The following is a 19,134-nucleotide window of genomic DNA, read 5'->3' as shown; positions in this document are numbered from 1 at the left end:
AATGAGCCTGATCGCGACTTCTTCGCAGCATAAAGTGGTAATTGGACTGGGCGCTACCGGGCAATCGGTGGTGCGCTATCTGCTGCGTCATGGTCATACCCCGGTGGTGGTGGATAGCCGTGATAACCCTCCAGGGCTTGCGGCTTTTCAAGGGGAATTTCCCCAGGTCGCGGTGGAAACCGGCCCACTACGTGCAGACACTTTACTTGCGGCCAGTTTAATTATTGTCAGCCCTGGTGTGCCCTTAGCGGAGCCGGTTTTGCAAAAGGCCGTTGCCGAGGGTATTCCGGTTGTTGGTGATATTGAATTATTTGCCCAGGCTTTACTGCGCAAGCAGTCCAAAGCGAAGTTGGCCGCGATTACTGGTTCTAACGGCAAAAGCACGGTCACGACACTACTTGGCAGAATGGCTAAAGCCGCCAATATTTCTGTGCGGGTGGGTGGCAATATTGGCGTACCGGTGCTCGATTTATTGGATGACCCCTTACCGGAGTTGTTTGTACTGGAGCTTTCCAGTTTCCAATTGGAGACAACTTATTCCCTCACTCCAACAGTAGCGACTGTTTTGAATATGAGTGCGGACCATATGGACCGCTATCCCAGTATGTTGGAGTATCACCGGGCGAAGCAACGGATTTATCGCGGTGCAGAAGTATTTGTGGTTAATCGCGAAGACCCCCTGAGCCAGGGACCTCTGTCGCGCGAGCGGCGTGAGTGGACTTTCGGCCTTGATCGACCGGACTTAAAACAGTTTGGTGTGTGCTTATCTGGGGAGCGTGAGTGGTTGGCTCAAGGAAGTGAGAAGTTATTGCCGGTCGATGAGCTGGCGATGGTGGGCAAGCATAATATTGCCAATGCTCTGGCTGCATTGGCCATGGGTACTGTAGTGGGATTGCCCATGGCGGCAATGCTGTCGGTTCTGCGTAGTTTTCCTGGCTTGGCACATCGCTGTGAGCGCGTGGCGGATTTACATGGCGTAACTTATGTCAACGACTCTAAGGGCACTAATGTAGGTGCAACTCAGGCCGCGCTGGATGGATTGGCGACCTCAACCCGTAAAATAGTTTTAATCGCAGGTGGAGATGGTAAAGGTGCAGACTTTTCCGCATTGAAGAAAAGCGCAGGCGCCTTGCGTGCAGTGGTTTCAATCGGTGTTGATGGCGACAAAATTGCCAGCGTGTTTGCCGGTCAGTGCAGCACACTCAGCGCTGATTCTATGGCGGATGCTGTGAGTAAGGCCCGAACTTTGGCGCATAGCGGAGACTACGTGTTGCTCTCCCCGGCGTGTGCCAGCTTTGATATGTATCGCAATTTTGAAGCGCGTGGTGAAGACTTTCGCAATATTGTAGCGGCGCTGTGTGAGTGCTCACAGGAGGGGCAATGAGTGAATTGCTCTCCCTAAATACCAGGCGTGATTTTCTCGATGCTCTTTTACCTTTTAGCGTTTTGGCGCTGGTGAGCATCGGCGTTGTGATGGTGGCTTCAGCGTCGATCGCTTTTGCTACAGATATTTATGCAGACCCTTGGTATTTCCTGAAGCGTCACTTGGTATTCTTGTTAATTGGGGCAATTGCGGCGTTATTGGTTAGCCAGATCCCATTGGCTATTTGGTCGCGCCTATCTTGGCCGCTGCTACTGTTTTCCTGTCTGCTTTTAATCGTGGTATTGGTGCCAGGTATTGGTCGAGAGGTAAATGGTAGTCGACGCTGGTTGGTGTTTGCGGGAATTACTATCCAACCTGCAGAAGTGGCGAAGTTTTGCATGCTGATATTTTTTGCCAGTTTTCTAACCCGGCGCAGCAAGCAATTACACCACTGGAGCAGCTTTATGGTACCGGTGGTTATTCTCACGATGGTTGCTTTTTTACTGTTATTGCAACCGGACTTCGGCTCTGTGGTAGTACTTTCCGGCACAGTGCTGGCGATGGTGTTTTTGGGTGGTGCACGCTTACCCCACACGTTTTTACTCGTGGCGGCAGCGGCTTGCGGTTTGGCCTTGATGGCGCTGATGAGCCCCTATCGTTTGCAGCGCCTGCTAACGTTTCTAGACCCCTGGGGAGACCAGTTTGCCAGTGGCTATCAGTTGACCCAATCGCTCATCGCTTTTGGTCGTGGTGAGTGGTTTGGTGTGGGGCTGGGTAATAGCGTGCAAAAACTGTTTTATCTGCCCGAGGCCCATACCGACTTTATTTTTGCCATCCTCGCCGAGGAGTGGGGCATGTTTGGCGGCTTGGTTGTTGTTGGGCTTTTTGTGCTCCTGACCTGTTCGCTATTGCGTTTGGTCCGTGAAGCCCTGGCGCAACAAAAATTTTTTGCGGCTTTATTGGCATTTGGCATGGCAATACAGATTGCTGGCCAGGCTTTTGTGAATATGGGAGTGGCTTCAGGGTTATTACCGACTAAGGGGCTGACCCTGCCGTTTGTCAGTTCCGGTGGTAGTAGTTTGATTATTTGCTGTGCCCTATTGGGGTTGGCTTTGAGGATTCGCACTGAATTGCGAGGGCAATTTGGGCAAGCCGGAGATAGTGAGGAAAGTCCTGGTTTGTTTGGGAAGTTGCCAATTTTTGCCCGGCGTCGCACCAGTGCTGGTGTTGGTAGTGGGGAGGTAGTCTGATGTCCCATGAAGAAAAAATTTTCGCCAATAAGAAGTTTTTACTGATGGCCGGAGGTACCGGTGGCCATGTATTTCCAGCACTGGCAGTGGCAAAAGCCTTGCAGGAGCGCGGTGCCAGTGTTGAATGGCTGGGTACACAGCGCGGTATCGAAGCGCGTTTAATTCCCGAGGCGAATATTCCACTGCACTGTATTCGTGTGGAGGGTGTGCGTGGCAAAGGTAAATTGGCCTTGTTCAAGGCACCTCTGCAGATTTTTCGCGCGGTGGTCCAGGCCCGTGCCGTGGTAAGGGCGGTAGCACCAGATGCGGTGCTCGGGTTCGGTGGCTTTGCCACCGGTCCCGGTGGTGTAGCAGCACGACTCAGTGGAATTCCGCTGATTATTCACGAGCAGAATGCGGTTGCCGGCACCACTAACCGCCTGCTTGCTCGAATCGCGAGTAGGGTATTGGAGGCTTTCCCCAGTGGTTTGCCTGGTGCTAAGCAGGTCGGCAATCCGGTGCGTACTGAGATTGCGAGTTTGCCTGAGCCGCAACAGCGTATCGGAAATGAGGCACCACTGCGCCTGTTGGTGCTCGGTGGCAGTCTCGGCGCTGTGGCAATTAATGAGCTGGTGCCAAAAGCTGTGGCTCTTCTGCCGTTATCCCTACGGCCGAAAGTGGTTCATCAGGCGGGTGAACGTCATGCAGCGTTGGCCCAAGAAGCTTATAAGGCTGCGGGAGTAGAGGCAGAGGTTGTACCTTTTATTGCGAATATGGCCGATGCCTATAGCGTTGCAGATTTGATCATTTGTCGCTCCGGGGCGCTGACTGTGTCGGAAATCGCTGCCGCTGGTGTGGGCGCAATTATGGTGCCTTTTCCCTTTGCGATTGATGATCATCAGACACGCAATGGCGAGTGGTTACAAAATGCCGGTGGTGCTGTGGTAATTCAGCAGAGCGCCATGGATGCACAGAGTCTGTCAGAATTATTGCAGAAGCTTCTCTCGGACCCTCAGGCGTTGCTTGAGATGGCGAAAGCTGCGCGCAGTGTGGCAAAAATTGATGCAACCGAGCAGGTAGTAGGTGCCTGCGCTGAACAGCTGGCTCTTGTCAGATAGCAAATAAAAAATGAGTGGATCAAGGTTGGAAAGTATGGCTTCTGAGCGTGCCAATATGGAAAAAAGTTATGCTGTACCGACGATGCGCCGCATTCGTCGCATCCACTTTATCGGAGTGGGTGGTGCAGGCATGAGCGGCATTGCCGAAGTGCTACAGAATCAGGGTTACGAGGTTTCTGGTTCCGATTTGCGCGAATCAGCTGTAACAGACCGTCTGCAAAAGCTCGGTGTTAGGGTTGAAATTGGACACAGTTCGGAAAATATCCGCGGTGTCGATGTGGTTGTTAACTCTTCGGCCGTGCATGACGACAATCCAGAGTTGGTCGCCGCCCACGAAAACCGAATTCCGGTGGTGCGCCGTGCGGAAATGCTCGGGGAACTGATGCGTTATCGCTATGGTATTGCCGTGGCGGGTACACACGGAAAGACTACAACTACCAGCCTGATAGCCTCGATTTTTGCTGCGGATAAAAAAGATCCGACGTTTGTGATTGGCGGTTTGGTCAATTCGGCAGGTGCCAATGCGGCATTGGGCGAAAGTCGTTATCTAATCGCCGAGGCAGATGAAAGTGATGCATCTTTTATTCACCTGCAACCAATGGTGACGGTGATCACGAATATTGATGCGGACCATATGGAAACCTATGGTGGGGACTTTGAAAAGGTCAAACAGATCTTTATTGATTTTGTCCATAACCTGCCTTTTTATGGCCTTGCTGTGGTCTGTGGCGATGATGCCAATGTGCAGGAAGTAATTCCCAAGTTTTCCCGGCCGGTGCTGACTTATGGGTTTGCTGAGGGCAATGATTTCCGCATTGTCGAGGTTAAACAGGAGCCGTTGCGAAGCCATTTTAAAGTGCAGCGCCCGGCGGGTGATCTGCTTGAGGTCTCGGTAAATACTCCTGGTATCCACAATGTATTGAATGCTACTGCGGCAATTGCTGTCGCTACCGATGAGGGTATCGGTGATGAAGCTATTCAAAAGGGATTACAAGGTTTTCAAGGAGTCGGTCGTCGCTTCCAAATTTATGGAGATTTCTCTATTAGTGACGACAGTAACGCAGAAAAAGTGATGCTGGTGGACGATTATGGCCACCACCCAAGGGAAGTGGCAGCAACCATCAGGACTGTACGCGACGGCTGGTCCGATCGGCGCTTAGTGATGGTTTACCAACCGCATCGCTATACCCGAACCCGAGATCTGTTTGAGGATTTTGTTCAGGTGCTGTCCGAGGTGGACAAATTAATTTTGCTGGATGTTTACAGTGCTGGGGAGGCACCGATAGCCGGCGCGGATGGGCGGACTTTGGCTCGTAGCCTGCGCAATCGAGGCCAGGTCGATCCCATTTTTGTCGAAACCGTTGATCAGGTTCCCCCGATCCTGGCTGATCTACTGGAACCCGGCGATGTGGTTCTGACTCAGGGCGCGGGTAATGTTGGAGCTCTTTCACAGAGGTTGGCGGAATGGCGCCTGGGTGAGAAAGACCTCGAGGCTTGAGTGGTAGTGAGGTCTGCACAGAAAAAAAATACAGGGACTCCCCGGGCCCCGGTTCGTGGTGCCAGCCCTCTCAAAGAGAGAGAGAAGCGGGGATTCCACTGGCGCCCCTGGTTATTTACCAGTGTCTTTATGTTCTTGCTTGGTGGGCTGCTTAGTGGGGGCTACTGGTTGTGGCAGCACCTACCGGCGATTCAGCTCAGTCGAGTTGATGCACTGGAGCAGGTTGAGGTTCGCGGAACCTTTAATGCTGTAACTGAAGAGCAGATTAAAGAAATTTTACTGCCGTATTTGCAAGCGGGTTTTTTTTCTGTTGATATCCGCGCGATGCGCGCAGCATTGCTGGAGAAACCGTGGATTGCCAAGGTTTCCATAAGTCGCCGCTGGCCCAAAGGCGTTGTTGTTGAAGTCAGCGAGGCGCAGCCACTTGCCATCTGGGGCCGTGATCGTTTGTTGGTTACCAGTGGTGCACTGCTGCCACGGCCGAAACAAATGCAGGTGAGTACACTACCCGAGCTCGCCGGGGATGAAGAGTTGGTTGGGCAAATTATGTCCCAATACCAAGCGCTTGCGGGGCTTTTGACTACGCGGGATATGGAAGTGAAGCGCTTGTCATTTGATGACCTTAGTGGCTGGCATCTGGAGTTGATGTCGGGAATTGAATTAAAACTCGGTCATGAGGCACTGCTGGAGCGTGTTAACCGCTTTCTCACTTTGAGTCGCGGGTTACTTGCTCCTTATTTACAAAAAGTAGCCGAGGTAGATACTCGTTACGGTAACGCGGTAGCGGTTCAGTGGAAGAACGAGCAAGAGTAAACAGGGACGCGGCAGTAGCCGCTGTGGAAAGATAAAGTTTAAAAGCGAAGGCGCTGATCCGGTTGATAATGAATGGAAAGCCGGGGTATGGCCTAGCGAGGTTGGCACAAAAATGACACAAGTATCCGATCAGCGCATGATTGTTGGGCTGGATATCGGCACCTCCAAGGTGGTTGCCATCGTTGGTGAGGTATCTGCTAACGGGGACCTTAATATTGTTGGTATTGGCTCCCATCGCTCCACCGGGATGAAAAAAGGTGTGGTGGTAAACATTGAATCCACCGTGCAATCTATTCAGCGTGCGGTGGAGGAAGCAGAACTCATGGCGGGGTGTGAAATTCACTCTGTGTATGCCGGTATCGCGGGCAGCCATATTCGCAGTCTCAATTCTCACGGCATTGTGGCTATTAAAGATCGTGAAGTAACCCAACAGGATTTGGATCGGGTAATTGATGCAGCTCGTGCAGTTGCTATACCCGCGGATCAGAAAATTTTACATACGCTGCCGCAAGAATACCTGATCGACAACCAGGAGGGGGTAAAAGAGCCTCTGGGGATGTCTGGTGTGCGCCTCGAAGCAAAGGTGCATTTAGTCAGTGGTGCCGTCAATGCGGCACAAAATATTGAGAAGTGTATCCGCCGCTGTGGTCTTGAAGTGGAGGATGTCATTCTCGAACAGCTGGCTTCCAGTTACGCGGTACTGACTGAAGATGAGAAAGAGCTCGGAGTATGTATGGTGGATATCGGTGGGGGCACCACCGATATTGCTGTATTTACCGGTGGCTCAATTCGCCATACTGGAGTGATTCCCATCGCTGGGGATCAGGTGACTAACGATATTGCGATGGCATTGCGTACCCCGACACCGCACGCCGAAGATTTAAAAATAAAATATGCCTGTGCTCTGGCAAAACTTGCGCGGGAAGGTGAAACCATAAAAGTACCGAGTGTCGGAGATCGGGAACCCCGGGATTTGTCCCGTCAGGCCCTGGCTGAAGTAGTAGAGCCGCGCTATGACGAACTGTTTACTCTGGTGCAGGCGGAATTGCGCCGCAGTGGATTTGAAGATCTGTGCGCAGCAGGGGTGGTTTTAACAGGAGGCTCTTCAAAAATGGAGGGTGCGGTAGAGCTGGCTGAGGAAATTTTCCATATGCCGGTACGTCTCGCAGTGCCTCAAGGAATTTCTGGATTGAGCGATATCGTGAGCAATCCAATTTACTCCACCGGAGTTGGATTATTGATGTACGCAATGCAGCAGGAAGAGGCTGCAGAGGGAAAAACTCAGCCCGTGCGTAACGATAATCAGTGGTGGGACAAAGTAAAGCACTGGTTTCGTGGAAATTTGTAATAGCATGCAACCAGAATTAGCCGTCCCATAAGGGATTTTTTTTAGGCGTGGCTGTAAAATTCGACATGAGCAAGAAAGGGGAACAGCGATGTTCGAGCTAGTTGATAGCGTACAGGATAAACCTGTCATCAAGGTAATAGGAGTCGGCGGCGGCGGTGGCAATGCCGTTAAGCATATGATTGCCAGCGACGTGGAGGGCGTAGACTTTATCTGCGCGAACACTGACGCTCAGGCGCTGAAAGATATTGAAGCGCAAACTATCCTACAGCTTGGTAATACGATTACCCGTGGACTAGGTGCTGGGGCCAATCCCGATATCGGTCGTCAGTCCGCTCTGGAAGACCGCGATCGCATCGCTGAAGTCTTGGGCGGTGCTGATATGGTGTTTATTACCGCTGGCATGGGGGGCGGCACTGGTACCGGTGGAGCGCCGATTGTAGCCGAGATTGCCAAAGAGCTCGGCATTCTTACCGTGGCTGTTGTTACTCGCCCGTTCAAAATTGAAGGCCGCAAGCGCACTGTCGTAGCCGAAGAGGGTATTCTCGAACTGCGCGACAAAGTGGACTCCCTGATTACTATCCCTAACGATCGCCTGCTGGAAGTATTGGGTAGCAAAATCACCATGAAGTCTGCCTATAAAGAGGCTGACAACGTGTTACTCGGAGCGGTGCAGGGTATTGCCGATCTGATGATCCGCCCTGGCATTATGAATGTGGACTTCGCCGATGTACGCACGGTGATGTCTGAAATGGGTATGGCGATGATGGGCTCCGGCTCTGCCATTGGCGAGAATCGCGCTCGTGAAGCGGCGGAGAAGGCTGTACGCAGTCCGCTGTTGGATAACGTTAACCTTGCAGGTGCACGCGGTATTTTGGTCAACATCATTACCGGCAGTGAAGAAGCTGGCTGTCAGGAGTTGACCCTGGGTGAATACTCCGAAGTGGGTGAGATCGTGCAAGAGATCGCCTCTGATGAGGCCACAGTGGTTATTGGTACGGCGGTGGATGATAAGCTGGGTGATGAAATGCGGGTGACTGTAGTAGCCGCTGGCCTGGGTGAGGGAACTCCTGCGGCTCGCCCAGCTAAAGTGGTAGATAACACACGTCGTCCAGAAGTGCGTGAATCCCGCGATGTTCGCGAGACTCGAGACATGCGTGAGAGCCGGGATATGCGCGATATGCGTGAAAGCCACGGTGCCGCAGGGCTAGTCTCTCGTGAGAGCGCGGCCGACACCCGTCCTAGGGTGGATGTAGAGCGTCCCAAGCGCCCCGCTCCGTCGCTCAGTTCTGCTGATGCCGATATGGAATATTTGGATATTCCGGCCTTCCTGCGCCGCCAGGCAGACTGAGAGTAGCCGCCGCAGAGGCAGTACACCGCTCATGTCCACCCAGCTTATTGTTGGGTGTCGCCTCTGCGGGGCGGCTTATCGCAGAATTTTGTATTTGATATCACTTTTGGTATTGCTAAATCAGAAGTTTGCCCAGTTCCATAAGACCTGATATCAGAGTTACTCTGCTATGCGGGGTAAGGAAATAGGCAAGTAAGAGTTTAATTAACAATTTTTTACAGTGATCCCGGCGCTCATGGTCTTAAAATGCTGTCTCAGCGACTGAGATGTGGCGCTCCAATCTTTATTTAAACTATCCTTAGAAGGACGGTGGCGGTGTGTTAAGTTGACCACACGCCCACAATTGGTATTGGCGTCGCAATTGTGCTAATATCGGCGGCTTGCTGCGCGTTTTGCGTAGACCACCGACTGGGAAAAGATAGTTTCATGATCAAACAGCGCACGCTTAAAAATGCTATTCGCGCCACTGGCGTAGGTCTGCACACTGGCAAAAAGGTCATCCTGACCTTGAAGCCGGCTCCCGTAGACACCGGCATCGTGTTCCGTCGAACGGACTTGGACCCGGTGGTCGAAATTGAAGCCCGCGCAGAGAATGTGGGCGATACGCTACTTTCCACTACCCTGGTCAAGGGCGATGTTCGCATCGCTACCGTGGAGCATTTGCTCTCGGCGATGGCGGGCCTGGGTATCGACAATGCGATTGTCGAACTGTCCGCCCAGGAAGTACCAATTATGGACGGCAGTGCCGGTCCTTTTGTGTTCCTGATCCAGTCCGCTGGTATTCAGGAGCAATCTGCGCCGAAGAAATTCCTGCGTATTAAGAAGCCGATTACCGTGGAAGAGGGCGATAAAGTAGCCAGCTTCCTGCCTTTCAATGGTTTCAAGGTCTCCTTTACCATCGACTTTGACCACCCGGTATTCCAGGGGCGTAACCTAACCTCTTCCGTAGACTTCTCCAGTACTTCTTTTGTGAAAGAGGTGAGTCGTGCGCGTACATTCGGATTTATGCACGAAATTGAGTACCTGCGCTCTAAGGGTTTGGTTCAGGGTGGTTCTGTGGATAACGCCATCGTGATTGACCAGTATCGGATTCTGAATGAAGGTGGATTGCGTTACGAAGACGAATTTGTGAAACATAAAATTCTCGATGCCATTGGCGACCTTTATCTTCTGGGTACCAGTCTGATCGGTGAGTTCAAAGCCTTTAAATCCGGCCACTCCTTGAACAATAAGTCTCTGCGTCATTTGATGACTCAAAAGGACGCATGGGAGATGGTGACATTCGAGGGAGAGCAAGAAGCTCCAATCTCCTACGTTAAGCCAATACTGGCAGTTTAAACTCTTAATAAAAAAGCCGGCATTATATTGCCGGCTTTTTTACGTGACAGATTCGCCAGAGAGGGTTGGGGTAATTCTGATAACCTTGTTTCCCTTAGGGTATTTGAATGACCGGTCTTTTAGTGTGAGGTATTGCACTGGAGCCTCGTCTCACTTACAGAGACAGCAAAATTACAAGATATCGGACTTCTCCTGCTTGTTATGAAAGTAATTCTGGTCAATGAGCGCGGTGCAACCCGCAGCTTCAACTTTGGTGGGCTGAGCAAGGCGCTATTGAGCTTGTGCCTCTTGGGCCTCCCGGTTGGTGCCTTCTTCCTGGGTGCCAATCTTCCCGTGACCAAAACTGATTTATTTGATGCGCGTACAGCCAAGGCTTGGGAGCGCGCTTTACGTAAGCAGCAGCAGGAAATTGAGGAGGCCGATCGCGAGGCTCACGAGCAACTTGCTGCGCTCACGGTAAAACTGGCTGAATTGCAGGCGCGCCTTACCCGATTGGATGCTGTGGGTGAGCGCCTAACCGCAGCGGCCAATCTCGATCAGGGCGAGTTTGAATTTAGCGCTGTGCCCGCAGTGGGTGGTCCGGAAGATCCCGGCATCGCCGGAGCTTCAGATTTACCCTATCAACCCCCCGAGTTTCTCGAAGTGATTGGTGACTTGTCTCACAAAGTAGATGATCGCCAAATGCAGCTCAATACGCTCGAGTCCCTGATGGCAAACCTGCAACTTGAGGATGAGCAATTTATTGCCGGGCGCCCGATCACCAAAGGCTGGATGTCCTCGCGCTATGGTTATCGCACCGATCCTTTCACAGGGCGCCGCACTTGGCATAAAGGTGTGGACTTTGCCGGTAAGATGGGGTCAGACGTAGTATCTGTAGCCGCCGGTGTTGTTACCTGGGCTGATGAGCGTCACGGCTACGGACATATGGTGGAAATCAATCATGGTAATGGTTATTCCACCCGCTACGGCCATAACAGTGAACTCAATGTTGGGCTCGGTGATGTAGTTAAGAAGGGGCAAGTGATTGCCCAAATGGGGTCCAGTGGGCGCTCCACTGGTCCCCATGTACACTTTGAGATCTTTAAGAACAATCGCACGGTCGACCCGGCCAGCTATATCCGCCGTACAGGCAGATAACAACTATCCTTCCTTTACGCGTAATTGCTGGCAGCTTGGCATAAGAGTTGCCAGCGCTTACGCCTTCCTGTTTACTTGCACCCCTCGCATAAAGGAGTATCGGTGCAATATCTGCCCAGCATTAGCGCCGATAGCGCACATAAGATAAGTGGTTTCTAGATAATGATTGGCAAACTGATTAAATCGGTCTTTGGTACAAAAAATGACCGCGAGCTGAAGCGCATGCGACGCGTCGTGGAAAAAGTCAACGCGCTGGAAGAGGATTTCCAGAAGCTGGATGATGCAGCTCTTCGTGCCAAAACAGAAGAGTTTAAAAAGCGTATTGCAGATGGGGAAACTCTAGACCAGCTGCTGCCGGAAGCTTTCGCTGCAGTGCGTGAAGCGGGTCGGCGCACAATGGGCATGCGTCACTTCGATGTACAGCTAATCGGCGGTATGACGCTACATGAAGGTCGTATCGCGGAAATGCGTACCGGTGAAGGTAAGACTCTGGTAGCGACCTTACCGGCTTATTTGAACGCGCTCGAAGGCAAGGGCGTGCACATTGTTACGGTCAACGATTACTTGGCATCCCGCGACGCCAATTGGATGCGCCCAGTCTATGAATTTCTCGGTCTGACTGTTGGAGTGATTGTCTCCCAGCAGCACCCGGACGAGAAAAAGGCCGCCTATCAGGCCGATATTACTTACGGCACCAACAACGAATTTGGCTTCGATTATCTGCGTGACAATATGGTGTTACGCAAGGAAGATCGTACCCAGCGCCCACAAAACTTTGCCATCGTGGATGAGGTGGACTCAATCCTTATCGATGAGGCACGTACCCCGTTGATTATTTCTGGTGCGGCGGAAGATTCCTCTCACCTTTACTTGGCCATGAATAAGCTGATTCCACAGCTGGAGCGTGCCGAAGAAGGTGGTGAGGGACACTACACCGTAGATGAGAAGACCCGCCAGGTAGAGCTGACCGAGCAGGGGCATCAGTTGGTGGAAGAGCTGCTGTCTCGCAGCGGCTTGATGAAAGAAGATCAATCTCTCTACGCCCCTGGTAACCTGGGCCTGCTGCACCATGTGCATGCCGCATTGCGTGCCCAGGTACTGTTTAACCGGGACGTGGACTATATCGTGCAAAACGGTCAGGTTGTCCTGATCGATGAGCACACCGGCCGTACTATGCCGGGCCGTCGTCTCTCCGAGGGTTTGCATCAGGCGCTGGAAGCCAAGGAGAATGTTCAGATCCAGTCTGAAAGTCAGACGCTAGCCTCCACTACCTTCCAGAATTTATTCCGTTTCTATCCAAAGCTCTCTGGTATGACAGGTACCGCAGACACTGAAGCGTTTGAATTCCAGCAGATTTATGGTCTGGATGTGGTAGTAATCCCCACTAATAAGAATATTCAGCGGGATGACCTCAACGACCTGGTCTACCTGAGCAAAGAAGAAAAAATGGACGCCATTATCGAGGATATTAAGTTCTGCCGTGATAAGCAGGCACCGATCCTCGTAGGTACCGCCTCTATCGAGACTTCTGAAGAGATGTCGCGCATGTTGCAAAAGGCGGGCATCAAGCATCAGGTACTAAATGCCAAATACCATGAACGTGAAGCACAAATAATTGCTCAGGCTGGCCGTCCCGGTACTGTCACCATTGCAACCAATATGGCCGGTCGCGGTACTGATATCGTGCTGGGTGGTAACTGGGAGGCTGAGGCCGAGGCGCTCACTCAGGAGAAAGGTAGTGACTTGAGTGAGGCCGAAGTGGCCAAGGTGAAGGAGCAGTGGAAGAAGCGCCACGAGCAGGTGATCGAGGCTGGCGGCTTACATATTATCGGCACCGAACGTCACGAGTCGCGCCGTATCGACAATCAGCTTCGCGGCCGTGCCGGGCGTCAGGGTGACCCTGGTGTAACCCGCTTCTACTTGTCTCTGGAAGATAATCTGATGCGTATCTTCGCCTCCGACCGGGTGAAGAACTTTATGCAGATGCTGGGTATGGAGCGCGGTGAGGCTATTGAGCACCGCATGGTCTCCAATGCGATTGAAAAAGCCCAGCGTCGCGTTGAAGGGCGCAACTTCGATATTCGCAAGCAGTTGCTGGAATATGATGATGTGGCCAATGATCAGCGCCAGGTGATTTACAGCCAGCGCAATGAGCTGCTGGAGGCCGGTCAGATCAGCGATACCATCAACGCCATTCGCGAAGATGTTGTGAATGAAATTATCTCAGCTTCTGTACCGCCACAGAGTGTTGAGGAGCAGTGGGATATCCCGGCACTGGAACAGCAGTTGGCTGGTGAACTGGGCATTGAGCTGCCTATTCAGAAATGGTTGGATGAAGACCGCAATCTGCATGAGGAGACGCTGCGCGAGAAGGTTGTTGCCGAAGCTCAAGCCGCTTACGCCACCAAGGTGGAGCGCATCAGTGAATCTTCTGGCGATGCCAATCTGATGCCGACAGTGGAACGCCAGATTATGCTGCAAGTGCTGGATCAGCTGTGGAAGGAGCACCTCTCTAGCATGGACCACCTGCGAGCGGGTATTGGTTTGCGTGCCTACGCCAACAAGAACCCCAAGCAGGAGTTCAAACGCGAGTCTTTCCACCTTTTCCAGAGTATGCTGGAAAACCTCAAGCACGAGGTGGTACGTATCCTAGCCCATGTGGAACCCATGACCCGCGAGCAAATGGACGAGTTGGAGCAGCGCCGCCTGGAAGAGCAGCGTAAGCAGCAGCTGGAGCTCCAGCATGCCGAGGCCTCCGCGCTTCCTGAAAGTCAGCCGCAGCAGGCGGCACCTGTGCCAGAGCGCCGTGGACCTAAGGTCGGCCGTAATGACCCATGTCCCTGCGGTTCTGGCAAGAAATACAAGCAGTGCCACGGTAAGTTGGCTTCCTCTACCCAGAGCTAAGGCCTTCAGGCCTTAGTGCCTAAGTTAGAAAATACCCCGCTATATGCGGGGTATTTTTTTGCCCGGCAAAGAAAATATTCTGCGGAATTTATATTTTTATCCGCATCGAGTGCGGATAATTGTTGATTCGAAAGAGGTAGGATCTAATAATGGCGCTTTTCTACCTACAGCTAGCTTTAACTAATAGAGCCGAAGCCGGTGCTAGAGTCGAACAGATATGCCTGAATCATTACTTCCTCCCGTAAAAGGGATTCGCCTTGCCAGTGTTCCAGCCAAGATCAAAGATTGGTCCCGTGATGACCTGTTGTTAATAGAGGTCGCCGAGGGTGCATCGGTCTCGGCCACCTTCACCCAGAACAGCTTCTGTGCGGCGCCGGTACTGGTAGCCAAAGAGCATATCGCACAGGGCAATATCCGTGCCTTGCTGGTTAATGCGGGTAACGCCAATGCGGCCACAGGCGCGCGTGGTCTAAGCGACGCCAGGGCTTGCTGTTCAGCAGTAGCTGCAGCGATGAATGTTCGAACAGAGCAGGTATTGCCATTTAGCACTGGTGTGATTGGTGAGCATCTGCCTTTGCAGCGTTTATTGGATGCTATCCCCAGCGCTGCTGCAGAGCTAATCGAAAGCGGATGGGAGCGGGCAGCAAAAGCCATTATGACAACGGATACCCGTCCGAAAAAAGCTCAGCGCCTCCTAAAAATTGGCAGTGAAGAAATTACAGTGGTGGGGATCGCCAAAGGATCTGGCATGATTCAGCCAAATATGGCGACCATGTTGGCCTATGTCGCCACTGATGCCTGCATCGCCCAGCCTTTACTGGATCAAATGGTGAAGGAGGCCGTAAATGCCTCCTTTAATCGCGTCAGTGTAGATGGCGATACCTCTACCAATGATGCCTGTGTACTCATTGCCAGTGGAGTAAAAGGCAAGCCTATCCATTCCCCTGCTGATGTAGGTTATAGCGCATTGATGGAAGCTATTACCCAGGTGCATATCGAGCTGGCCCAGGATGTGGTTCGGGATGGTGAGGGGGCCAACAAATTTGTCACGATTCAGGTGGAAGGTGCAGAGAGTAGTGAAGAAGCTCTTAAAGTTGCTTTCGAAGTAGGCAATTCCCCTCTGGTAAAGACTGCACTTTACGCTTCAGACCCCAACTGGGGCCGTCTGGTGGTGGCTATTGGCAATGCAATAACTCATGGTCTGGATACTGAAAAGGTCAATATTTACCTGGATACTGTGCAGGTAGTACAGGCCGGAGGTCGCGCGGCGGACTACCGGGAAGGGTTGGGAGAGCAGGTGTTTTCTCAGCCTGAATTCACTATTCGTATAGAGCTGGGCCGTGGCAACGTCAGTGAGCATATCTGGACCTGTGACTTCTCCCACGAGTATGTCACCATCAACGCCGAATATCGCACCTGAGGAGTTGTTGTGAGCCGTGTTATTCATGTTGCTGTTGGTGTAGTCCGTCGCAGCGATGGCAAAATTTTAATTGCCCGCCGCCCGGATCACCTGCATATGGGCGGGCGCTGGGAGTTTCCTGGTGGCAAGGTGGAGCTAGGGGAAACCGTACAGCAGGCTCTGACCCGCGAGCTGCTTGAGGAAGTGGCAATTGAGGTTGAGCAACTGCAGCCTCTGGTGGAAATCCAGCATGAGTATGCGGAAAAGACCGTACTTCTCGATACCTGGCAGGTAACGGCATTTTCCGGTGAGGCTCAGGGGCGTGAGGGGCAGGAGACCGCCTGGGTGGCGGTACAGGAACTAAACAATTATCAGTTCCCAGATGCCAACCAGGCGATTATTGAGGCTATCAAGGCTGTGGAAGTTTAAATCGAGCACGCCTATGTAAAGTCTTGGCAGAGTCTTATGCATAGGCTGCAATCATAGATCTCGACTTAATGGCGCTGCTTGCTCGGGTCTAGGTCATCACTCAAAACGTCATCATAAATAGACTCGCCTGGTATCTTGTGCCCCTCACTGGCCCACTCGCCAAGATCAATTAATTTGCAACGCTCGCTGCAAAAAGGTTTAAAGGGAAACTTATCGCTCCACTCTATTGGCTTTTTGCAGGTGGGACAGTTTAGGCTTGGGGCTTCTTTTGGCTTGGGCATATTAGGTTTGGTACAGCTTCTTCGATGTTTGGGGTAGTCTCGGGGTCTATTATTTTACATTAGTAGAGTCGTGCTAAGACTTCGCTAATTGCAAATATTTCTGATGCAAAGCTTGTACCTGGCTGCGTAACTCCGCCAATCCTTTAGAGTTGTCCAACACATCATCAGCCTTAGCCAGGCGTTCCTGTCGGTTAAGCTGCGCCGCCATAATTTTGCGTATTTGTTCTGGGTGATTTTCATCCCTGCTACTGGCCCTCTCCAGCTGTAAGCTTTCCGGCAAATCTACCACGCAGATTCTATCTACCAGCTGATATTGGCCGGATTCGATCAATAGTGGTGACTCCAGTATCGCGTAAGGGCTAGAACTCTGCTCCAGCGAGGTAATGATTTCCTCGCGTATCAAAGGGTGCAATAGCCTTTCCAGCCAGGCCCGCTCTTCATCATGATCAAACACTAAGACACGCAGTTGCGCTCGATCCAACTCACCATTTTCTAGTAATACATTTGCGCCAAAGTGACGGGCTATCTGCTCTAACGCAGGTCTGCCAGGTTGTACCACTACCCTTGCGGCCCAGTCCGCATCCACCACGTGAATGCCCAGCTCGCGAAAGTACCCCGCGGCGGCTGACTTGCCACTGCCGATACCTCCAGTTAAGCCTACTCGAAACAATGGCTTGTCTCCCTGCAATAAAAAGTTTGGAGCTAAAAACAAGAAACCCGGCCAATGAGTGGCCGGGTTAATGGTAATTCACTTGCCTCAGATGGGCTAATCGGGTCCTGAAAGTAGCTGGTATGGCTGGCTACCTATAGGCCGGAAAAGCTCAGGTACCAAGCAACAATCTGCTCACCCCACAGCATGGCAATCCAGCCGGCGCCGGCCAGATAAGGACCAAATGCAATCGGCAGATTGCGATCCCGGCCAACCGCCAGGCTCCAGGAAATACCCGCTATAGCACCCACAGCTGCAGAGAGCAGAATTACCAGAGGCAGCATCTGCCAGCCAAACCAGGCCCCGATAGCTGCGAGTATCTTGAAGTCCCCAGCTCCCATACCTTCCTTGCCGGTAACCAGCTTAAAGATATGAAACACCAGCCACAAAGAAAGATAGCCCGCGATAGCCCCAATAACGGCATCTTGCAGTGGAACAAAAATACCCCAAAGGTTTATTAGTAAACCGCCCCAGAGTAACGGCAGGGTAATGCTGTCTGGTAATAACTGCTTATCGAAGTCGATACCAGTAAGTGCGACCAAAGCCCAAGTAAAGACACAGCCCGCCAGCGCCTGCCAAGTAAAGCCCAGCTGCCAAACCACTACGGCGGTGAGAATTCCAGTAGCCAACTCAATCAAAGGGTAGCGTTTGGAAATCGGTGTACCACAGGAGCCGCATTTGCCACGTAAAAGTAAGTAGCTGACTACGGGAATATTTTGCCAGGGCTTAATCTCGGTTTTGCATTTAGAACAATGTGAGTTGGGTAGCACCAGATTAAAAGCCTTCTCGAGTTCTTCCTGCTCTTTGGTATCTGGCGTAGTGTTGAAGTAACTATAAAAATCTCGTTTGTATTCCCGCTCCATCATTGTTGGCAGGCGAAGGATTACCACATTAAGGAAGCTGCCTATTATTAGGCCTAGAATAAACGCGCTGCTAATAAGTAGCACAGGATGAAATATAAGAAAATCTTGCATTACAACTAGATTACATTTCCTAAGTTGAAGATGGGCAGATACATAGCAACCATCAGCCCGCCCACTAGGATACCTAACACGGCCATAATCATAGGCTCAAGTAGGGTAGTGAGGTTATCTACCATATTGTCTACGGCTTCTTCGTAGTAATCGGCGGCTTTCCCGAGCATCTCATCGAGAGCACCGGACTCCTCGCCGATTGCCGTCATTTGCACCAGCATAGTTGGATATAACCCTGATGAGCGAAGTGCTGAATTCAGAGGAACCCCTGTTGCTACGGCATCCCTGACTTTAAGAGTTGCTTCAGTATAAACCGTGTTGCCTGTTGCACCTGCGACAGACTTAAGTGCATCAATTAGTGGAACGCCAGCGGCAAAGGTTGTGGAAAGGGTTCTAGCAAATCGAGCGGAAATGGAGTTATAGGTAATCTGTCCAATGATTGGGATTTTCAGTATCAACCGATCAAAAAAATCGGCGACATTTTTGTTGCGTTTTTTTGCTTCAATAGTGCCGCCAATTCCTACGGCTGTTGTAATTAATGCAAAAAGCCAATTTGCCTGCATCCATTCAGACATGGTTACAACTAATTGTGTAAAGGCTGGCAGATCGGCCCCAAAGCTGGAAAACGTTTCAGCAAACTGTGGTACAACTTTAATTAGCAAAATTGATGTGACAATTGTTGCTACAACAATGACTGCAATAGGATAGGTCATTGCTTTTTTGATCTTAGCTTTCAGTGACTCCGTTTTCTCCTTATAGGTGGCAATCCTGTCCAGCATGGTTTCAAGAGCGCCGGATTGTTCACCAGAAGCAACTAAATTACAAAAAAGGTTATCAAAATAGAGAGGGTGTTTGCGCAGTGCATCGGCAAAGGCGGTGCCTGAAGCAACATCATCCCTCACCTTAAAAATAAGTTCTTTAACTCCCTGGTTATCCAAGCCATCGGCAACAATATCAAAGCTCTGAACTAAGGGTACACCGGCCTTCATCATGGTAGCCATCTGTCGGGTAAATAGTGCAATATCGGCTGGTTTAACTTTCTTCTTACCGCCACCAAATAAGGGCTTGGGTTTCTTCTGCACACGGTTGGCAATAATCCCTTGTTTGCGCAGCTGGGCTTTTACCAGTGCAGGACTGGTACCATTGATTTCCCCTTGAACCTTGGCCCCTTTGCTATCTATCCCCTTGTAGATATACGCAACTGCAGTGGCATTGGCCATAAGTACTTTCCTAATTTGTCTCTGCT

Annotated in this window: 16 protein-coding genes; 12 read left to right on the top strand and 4 right to left on the bottom strand. The window is 51.5% G+C overall.

Annotated features, from left to right (window positions below; translation table 11 throughout):
* The first annotated feature begins 1 nt into the window (after window position 1).
* From murD to mutT, 12 genes are all read left to right on the top strand, one after another.
* Window positions 2–1,384, top strand: a complete 1,383-nt coding sequence (murD, locus tag ACJJIO_RS04495) for a UDP-N-acetylmuramoyl-L-alanine--D-glutamate ligase (protein ID WP_444910270.1) — start codon at window positions 2–4, stop codon at window positions 1,382–1,384.
* A complete protein-coding gene (gene ftsW / locus ACJJIO_RS04490; RefSeq protein ID WP_444910269.1) occupies window positions 1,381–2,613 on the top strand; it encodes a putative lipid II flippase FtsW in 1,233 nt (410 codons plus the stop codon). The genes murD and ftsW overlap by 4 nt, the downstream gene beginning before the upstream one ends.
* Window positions 2,613–3,710, top strand: a complete 1,098-nt coding sequence (murG, locus tag ACJJIO_RS04485; protein WP_444884055.1) for an undecaprenyldiphospho-muramoylpentapeptide beta-N-acetylglucosaminyltransferase — start codon at window positions 2,613–2,615, stop codon at window positions 3,708–3,710. Before ftsW ends, murG begins: the two co-directional genes overlap by 1 nt.
* Window positions 3,711–3,765: 55 nt before the next feature.
* Window positions 3,766–5,208 (top strand): UDP-N-acetylmuramate--L-alanine ligase, encoded by a 1,443-nt coding sequence (gene murC, locus ACJJIO_RS04480; RefSeq protein WP_435583648.1) that lies wholly within the window; start codon window positions 3,766–3,768, stop codon window positions 5,206–5,208.
* A gap of 6 nt (window positions 5,209–5,214) precedes the next feature.
* On the top strand, window positions 5,215–6,021 hold the full coding sequence (locus ACJJIO_RS04475) for a cell division protein FtsQ/DivIB (RefSeq protein ID WP_444910268.1): 807 nt from the start codon (window positions 5,215–5,217) through the stop codon (window positions 6,019–6,021).
* A gap of 112 nt (window positions 6,022–6,133) precedes the next feature.
* Entirely contained in the window at window positions 6,134–7,369 is a 1,236-nt protein-coding gene (gene ftsA / locus ACJJIO_RS04470) for a cell division protein FtsA (RefSeq protein ID WP_252082959.1), read from the top strand.
* Window positions 7,370–7,457: 88 nt separating this feature from the next.
* Window positions 7,458–8,717 (top strand): cell division protein FtsZ, encoded by a 1,260-nt coding sequence (ftsZ, locus tag ACJJIO_RS04465; RefSeq protein ID WP_252082958.1) that lies wholly within the window; start codon window positions 7,458–7,460, stop codon window positions 8,715–8,717.
* Between the two features lie 426 nt (window positions 8,718–9,143).
* Window positions 9,144–10,055 carry a UDP-3-O-acyl-N-acetylglucosamine deacetylase gene (lpxC, locus tag ACJJIO_RS04460; RefSeq protein WP_252082957.1) on the top strand — a complete coding sequence of 304 codons (912 nt, stop codon included), beginning with the start codon at window positions 9,144–9,146 and terminating at the stop codon, window positions 10,053–10,055.
* Window positions 10,056–10,256: 201 nt separating this feature from the next.
* Window positions 10,257–11,192, top strand: a complete 936-nt coding sequence (locus ACJJIO_RS04455; RefSeq protein ID WP_252082956.1) for a M23 family metallopeptidase — start codon at window positions 10,257–10,259, stop codon at window positions 11,190–11,192.
* Between the two features lie 162 nt (window positions 11,193–11,354).
* A complete protein-coding gene (gene secA / locus ACJJIO_RS04450; RefSeq protein ID WP_444910267.1) occupies window positions 11,355–14,096 on the top strand; it encodes a preprotein translocase subunit SecA in 2,742 nt (913 codons plus the stop codon).
* A gap of 217 nt (window positions 14,097–14,313) precedes the next feature.
* On the top strand, window positions 14,314–15,516 hold the full coding sequence (gene argJ / locus ACJJIO_RS04445; RefSeq protein ID WP_444910266.1) for a bifunctional glutamate N-acetyltransferase/amino-acid acetyltransferase ArgJ: 1,203 nt from the start codon (window positions 14,314–14,316) through the stop codon (window positions 15,514–15,516).
* Window positions 15,517–15,525: 9 nt separating this feature from the next.
* The gene (mutT, locus tag ACJJIO_RS04440) at window positions 15,526–15,924 is read left to right on the top strand and encodes an 8-oxo-dGTP diphosphatase MutT (RefSeq protein WP_444884060.1); all 399 of its coding nucleotides are present in this window, start codon (window positions 15,526–15,528) and stop codon (window positions 15,922–15,924) included.
* Between the two features lie 65 nt (window positions 15,925–15,989).
* On the opposite strand, the gene yacG is transcribed toward mutT, so the two are convergent.
* The 4 genes from yacG to ACJJIO_RS04420 form a co-directional block, all read right to left on the bottom strand.
* Window positions 15,990–16,205, bottom strand: coding sequence for a DNA gyrase inhibitor YacG (gene yacG / locus ACJJIO_RS04435; RefSeq protein ID WP_444884061.1), 216 nt, complete (start codon window positions 16,203–16,205; stop codon window positions 15,990–15,992).
* A 73-nt stretch (window positions 16,206–16,278) separates the two neighbouring features.
* Window positions 16,279–16,875 (bottom strand): dephospho-CoA kinase, encoded by a 597-nt coding sequence (gene coaE, locus ACJJIO_RS04430; protein ID WP_444910265.1) that lies wholly within the window; start codon window positions 16,873–16,875, stop codon window positions 16,279–16,281.
* Window positions 16,876–17,009: 134 nt separating this feature from the next.
* Window positions 17,010–17,888, bottom strand: coding sequence for a prepilin peptidase (locus ACJJIO_RS04425; RefSeq protein WP_444910264.1), 879 nt, complete (start codon window positions 17,886–17,888; stop codon window positions 17,010–17,012).
* A gap of 5 nt (window positions 17,889–17,893) precedes the next feature.
* On the bottom strand, window positions 17,894–19,108 hold the full coding sequence (locus ACJJIO_RS04420; protein WP_444910263.1) for a type II secretion system F family protein: 1,215 nt from the start codon (window positions 19,106–19,108) through the stop codon (window positions 17,894–17,896).
* Between the last annotated feature and the right edge of the window lie 26 nt (window positions 19,109–19,134).

Source organism: Microbulbifer mixtoriginis (SeqCode) (assembly GCF_052467235.1).
The sequence above is the reverse complement of the archived record's forward strand: the minus strand, read 5'-3'. Positions and strand labels throughout refer to the sequence as shown.

What these genes read in the sequence shown, in the direction of transcription:
- murC (WP_435583648.1), top strand. Translation starts at nt 3,766, where the DNA reads ATGGAAAAAAGTTATGCTGTACCGACGATGCGCCGCATTCGTCGCATC.
- yacG (WP_444884061.1), bottom strand. Translation starts at nt 16,205, where the DNA reads ATGCCCAAGCCAAAAGAAGCCCCAAGCCTAAACTGTCCCACCTGCAAA.
- ftsW (WP_444910269.1), top strand. Translation starts at nt 1,381, where the DNA reads ATGAGTGAATTGCTCTCCCTAAATACCAGGCGTGATTTTCTCGATGCT.
- ACJJIO_RS04455 (WP_252082956.1), top strand. Translation starts at nt 10,257, where the DNA reads ATGAAAGTAATTCTGGTCAATGAGCGCGGTGCAACCCGCAGCTTCAAC.
- secA (WP_444910267.1), top strand. Translation starts at nt 11,355, where the DNA reads ATGATTGGCAAACTGATTAAATCGGTCTTTGGTACAAAAAATGACCGC.
- ftsZ (WP_252082958.1), top strand. Translation starts at nt 7,458, where the DNA reads ATGTTCGAGCTAGTTGATAGCGTACAGGATAAACCTGTCATCAAGGTA.
- ftsA (WP_252082959.1), top strand. Translation starts at nt 6,134, where the DNA reads ATGACACAAGTATCCGATCAGCGCATGATTGTTGGGCTGGATATCGGC.
- murD (WP_444910270.1), top strand. Translation starts at nt 2, where the DNA reads ATGAGCCTGATCGCGACTTCTTCGCAGCATAAAGTGGTAATTGGACTG.
- lpxC (WP_252082957.1), top strand. Translation starts at nt 9,144, where the DNA reads ATGATCAAACAGCGCACGCTTAAAAATGCTATTCGCGCCACTGGCGTA.
- murG (WP_444884055.1), top strand. Translation starts at nt 2,613, where the DNA reads ATGTCCCATGAAGAAAAAATTTTCGCCAATAAGAAGTTTTTACTGATG.
- argJ (WP_444910266.1), top strand. Translation starts at nt 14,314, where the DNA reads ATGCCTGAATCATTACTTCCTCCCGTAAAAGGGATTCGCCTTGCCAGT.
- ACJJIO_RS04425 (WP_444910264.1), bottom strand. Translation starts at nt 17,888, where the DNA reads ATGCAAGATTTTCTTATATTTCATCCTGTGCTACTTATTAGCAGCGCG.
- ACJJIO_RS04420 (WP_444910263.1), bottom strand. Translation starts at nt 19,108, where the DNA reads ATGGCCAATGCCACTGCAGTTGCGTATATCTACAAGGGGATAGATAGC.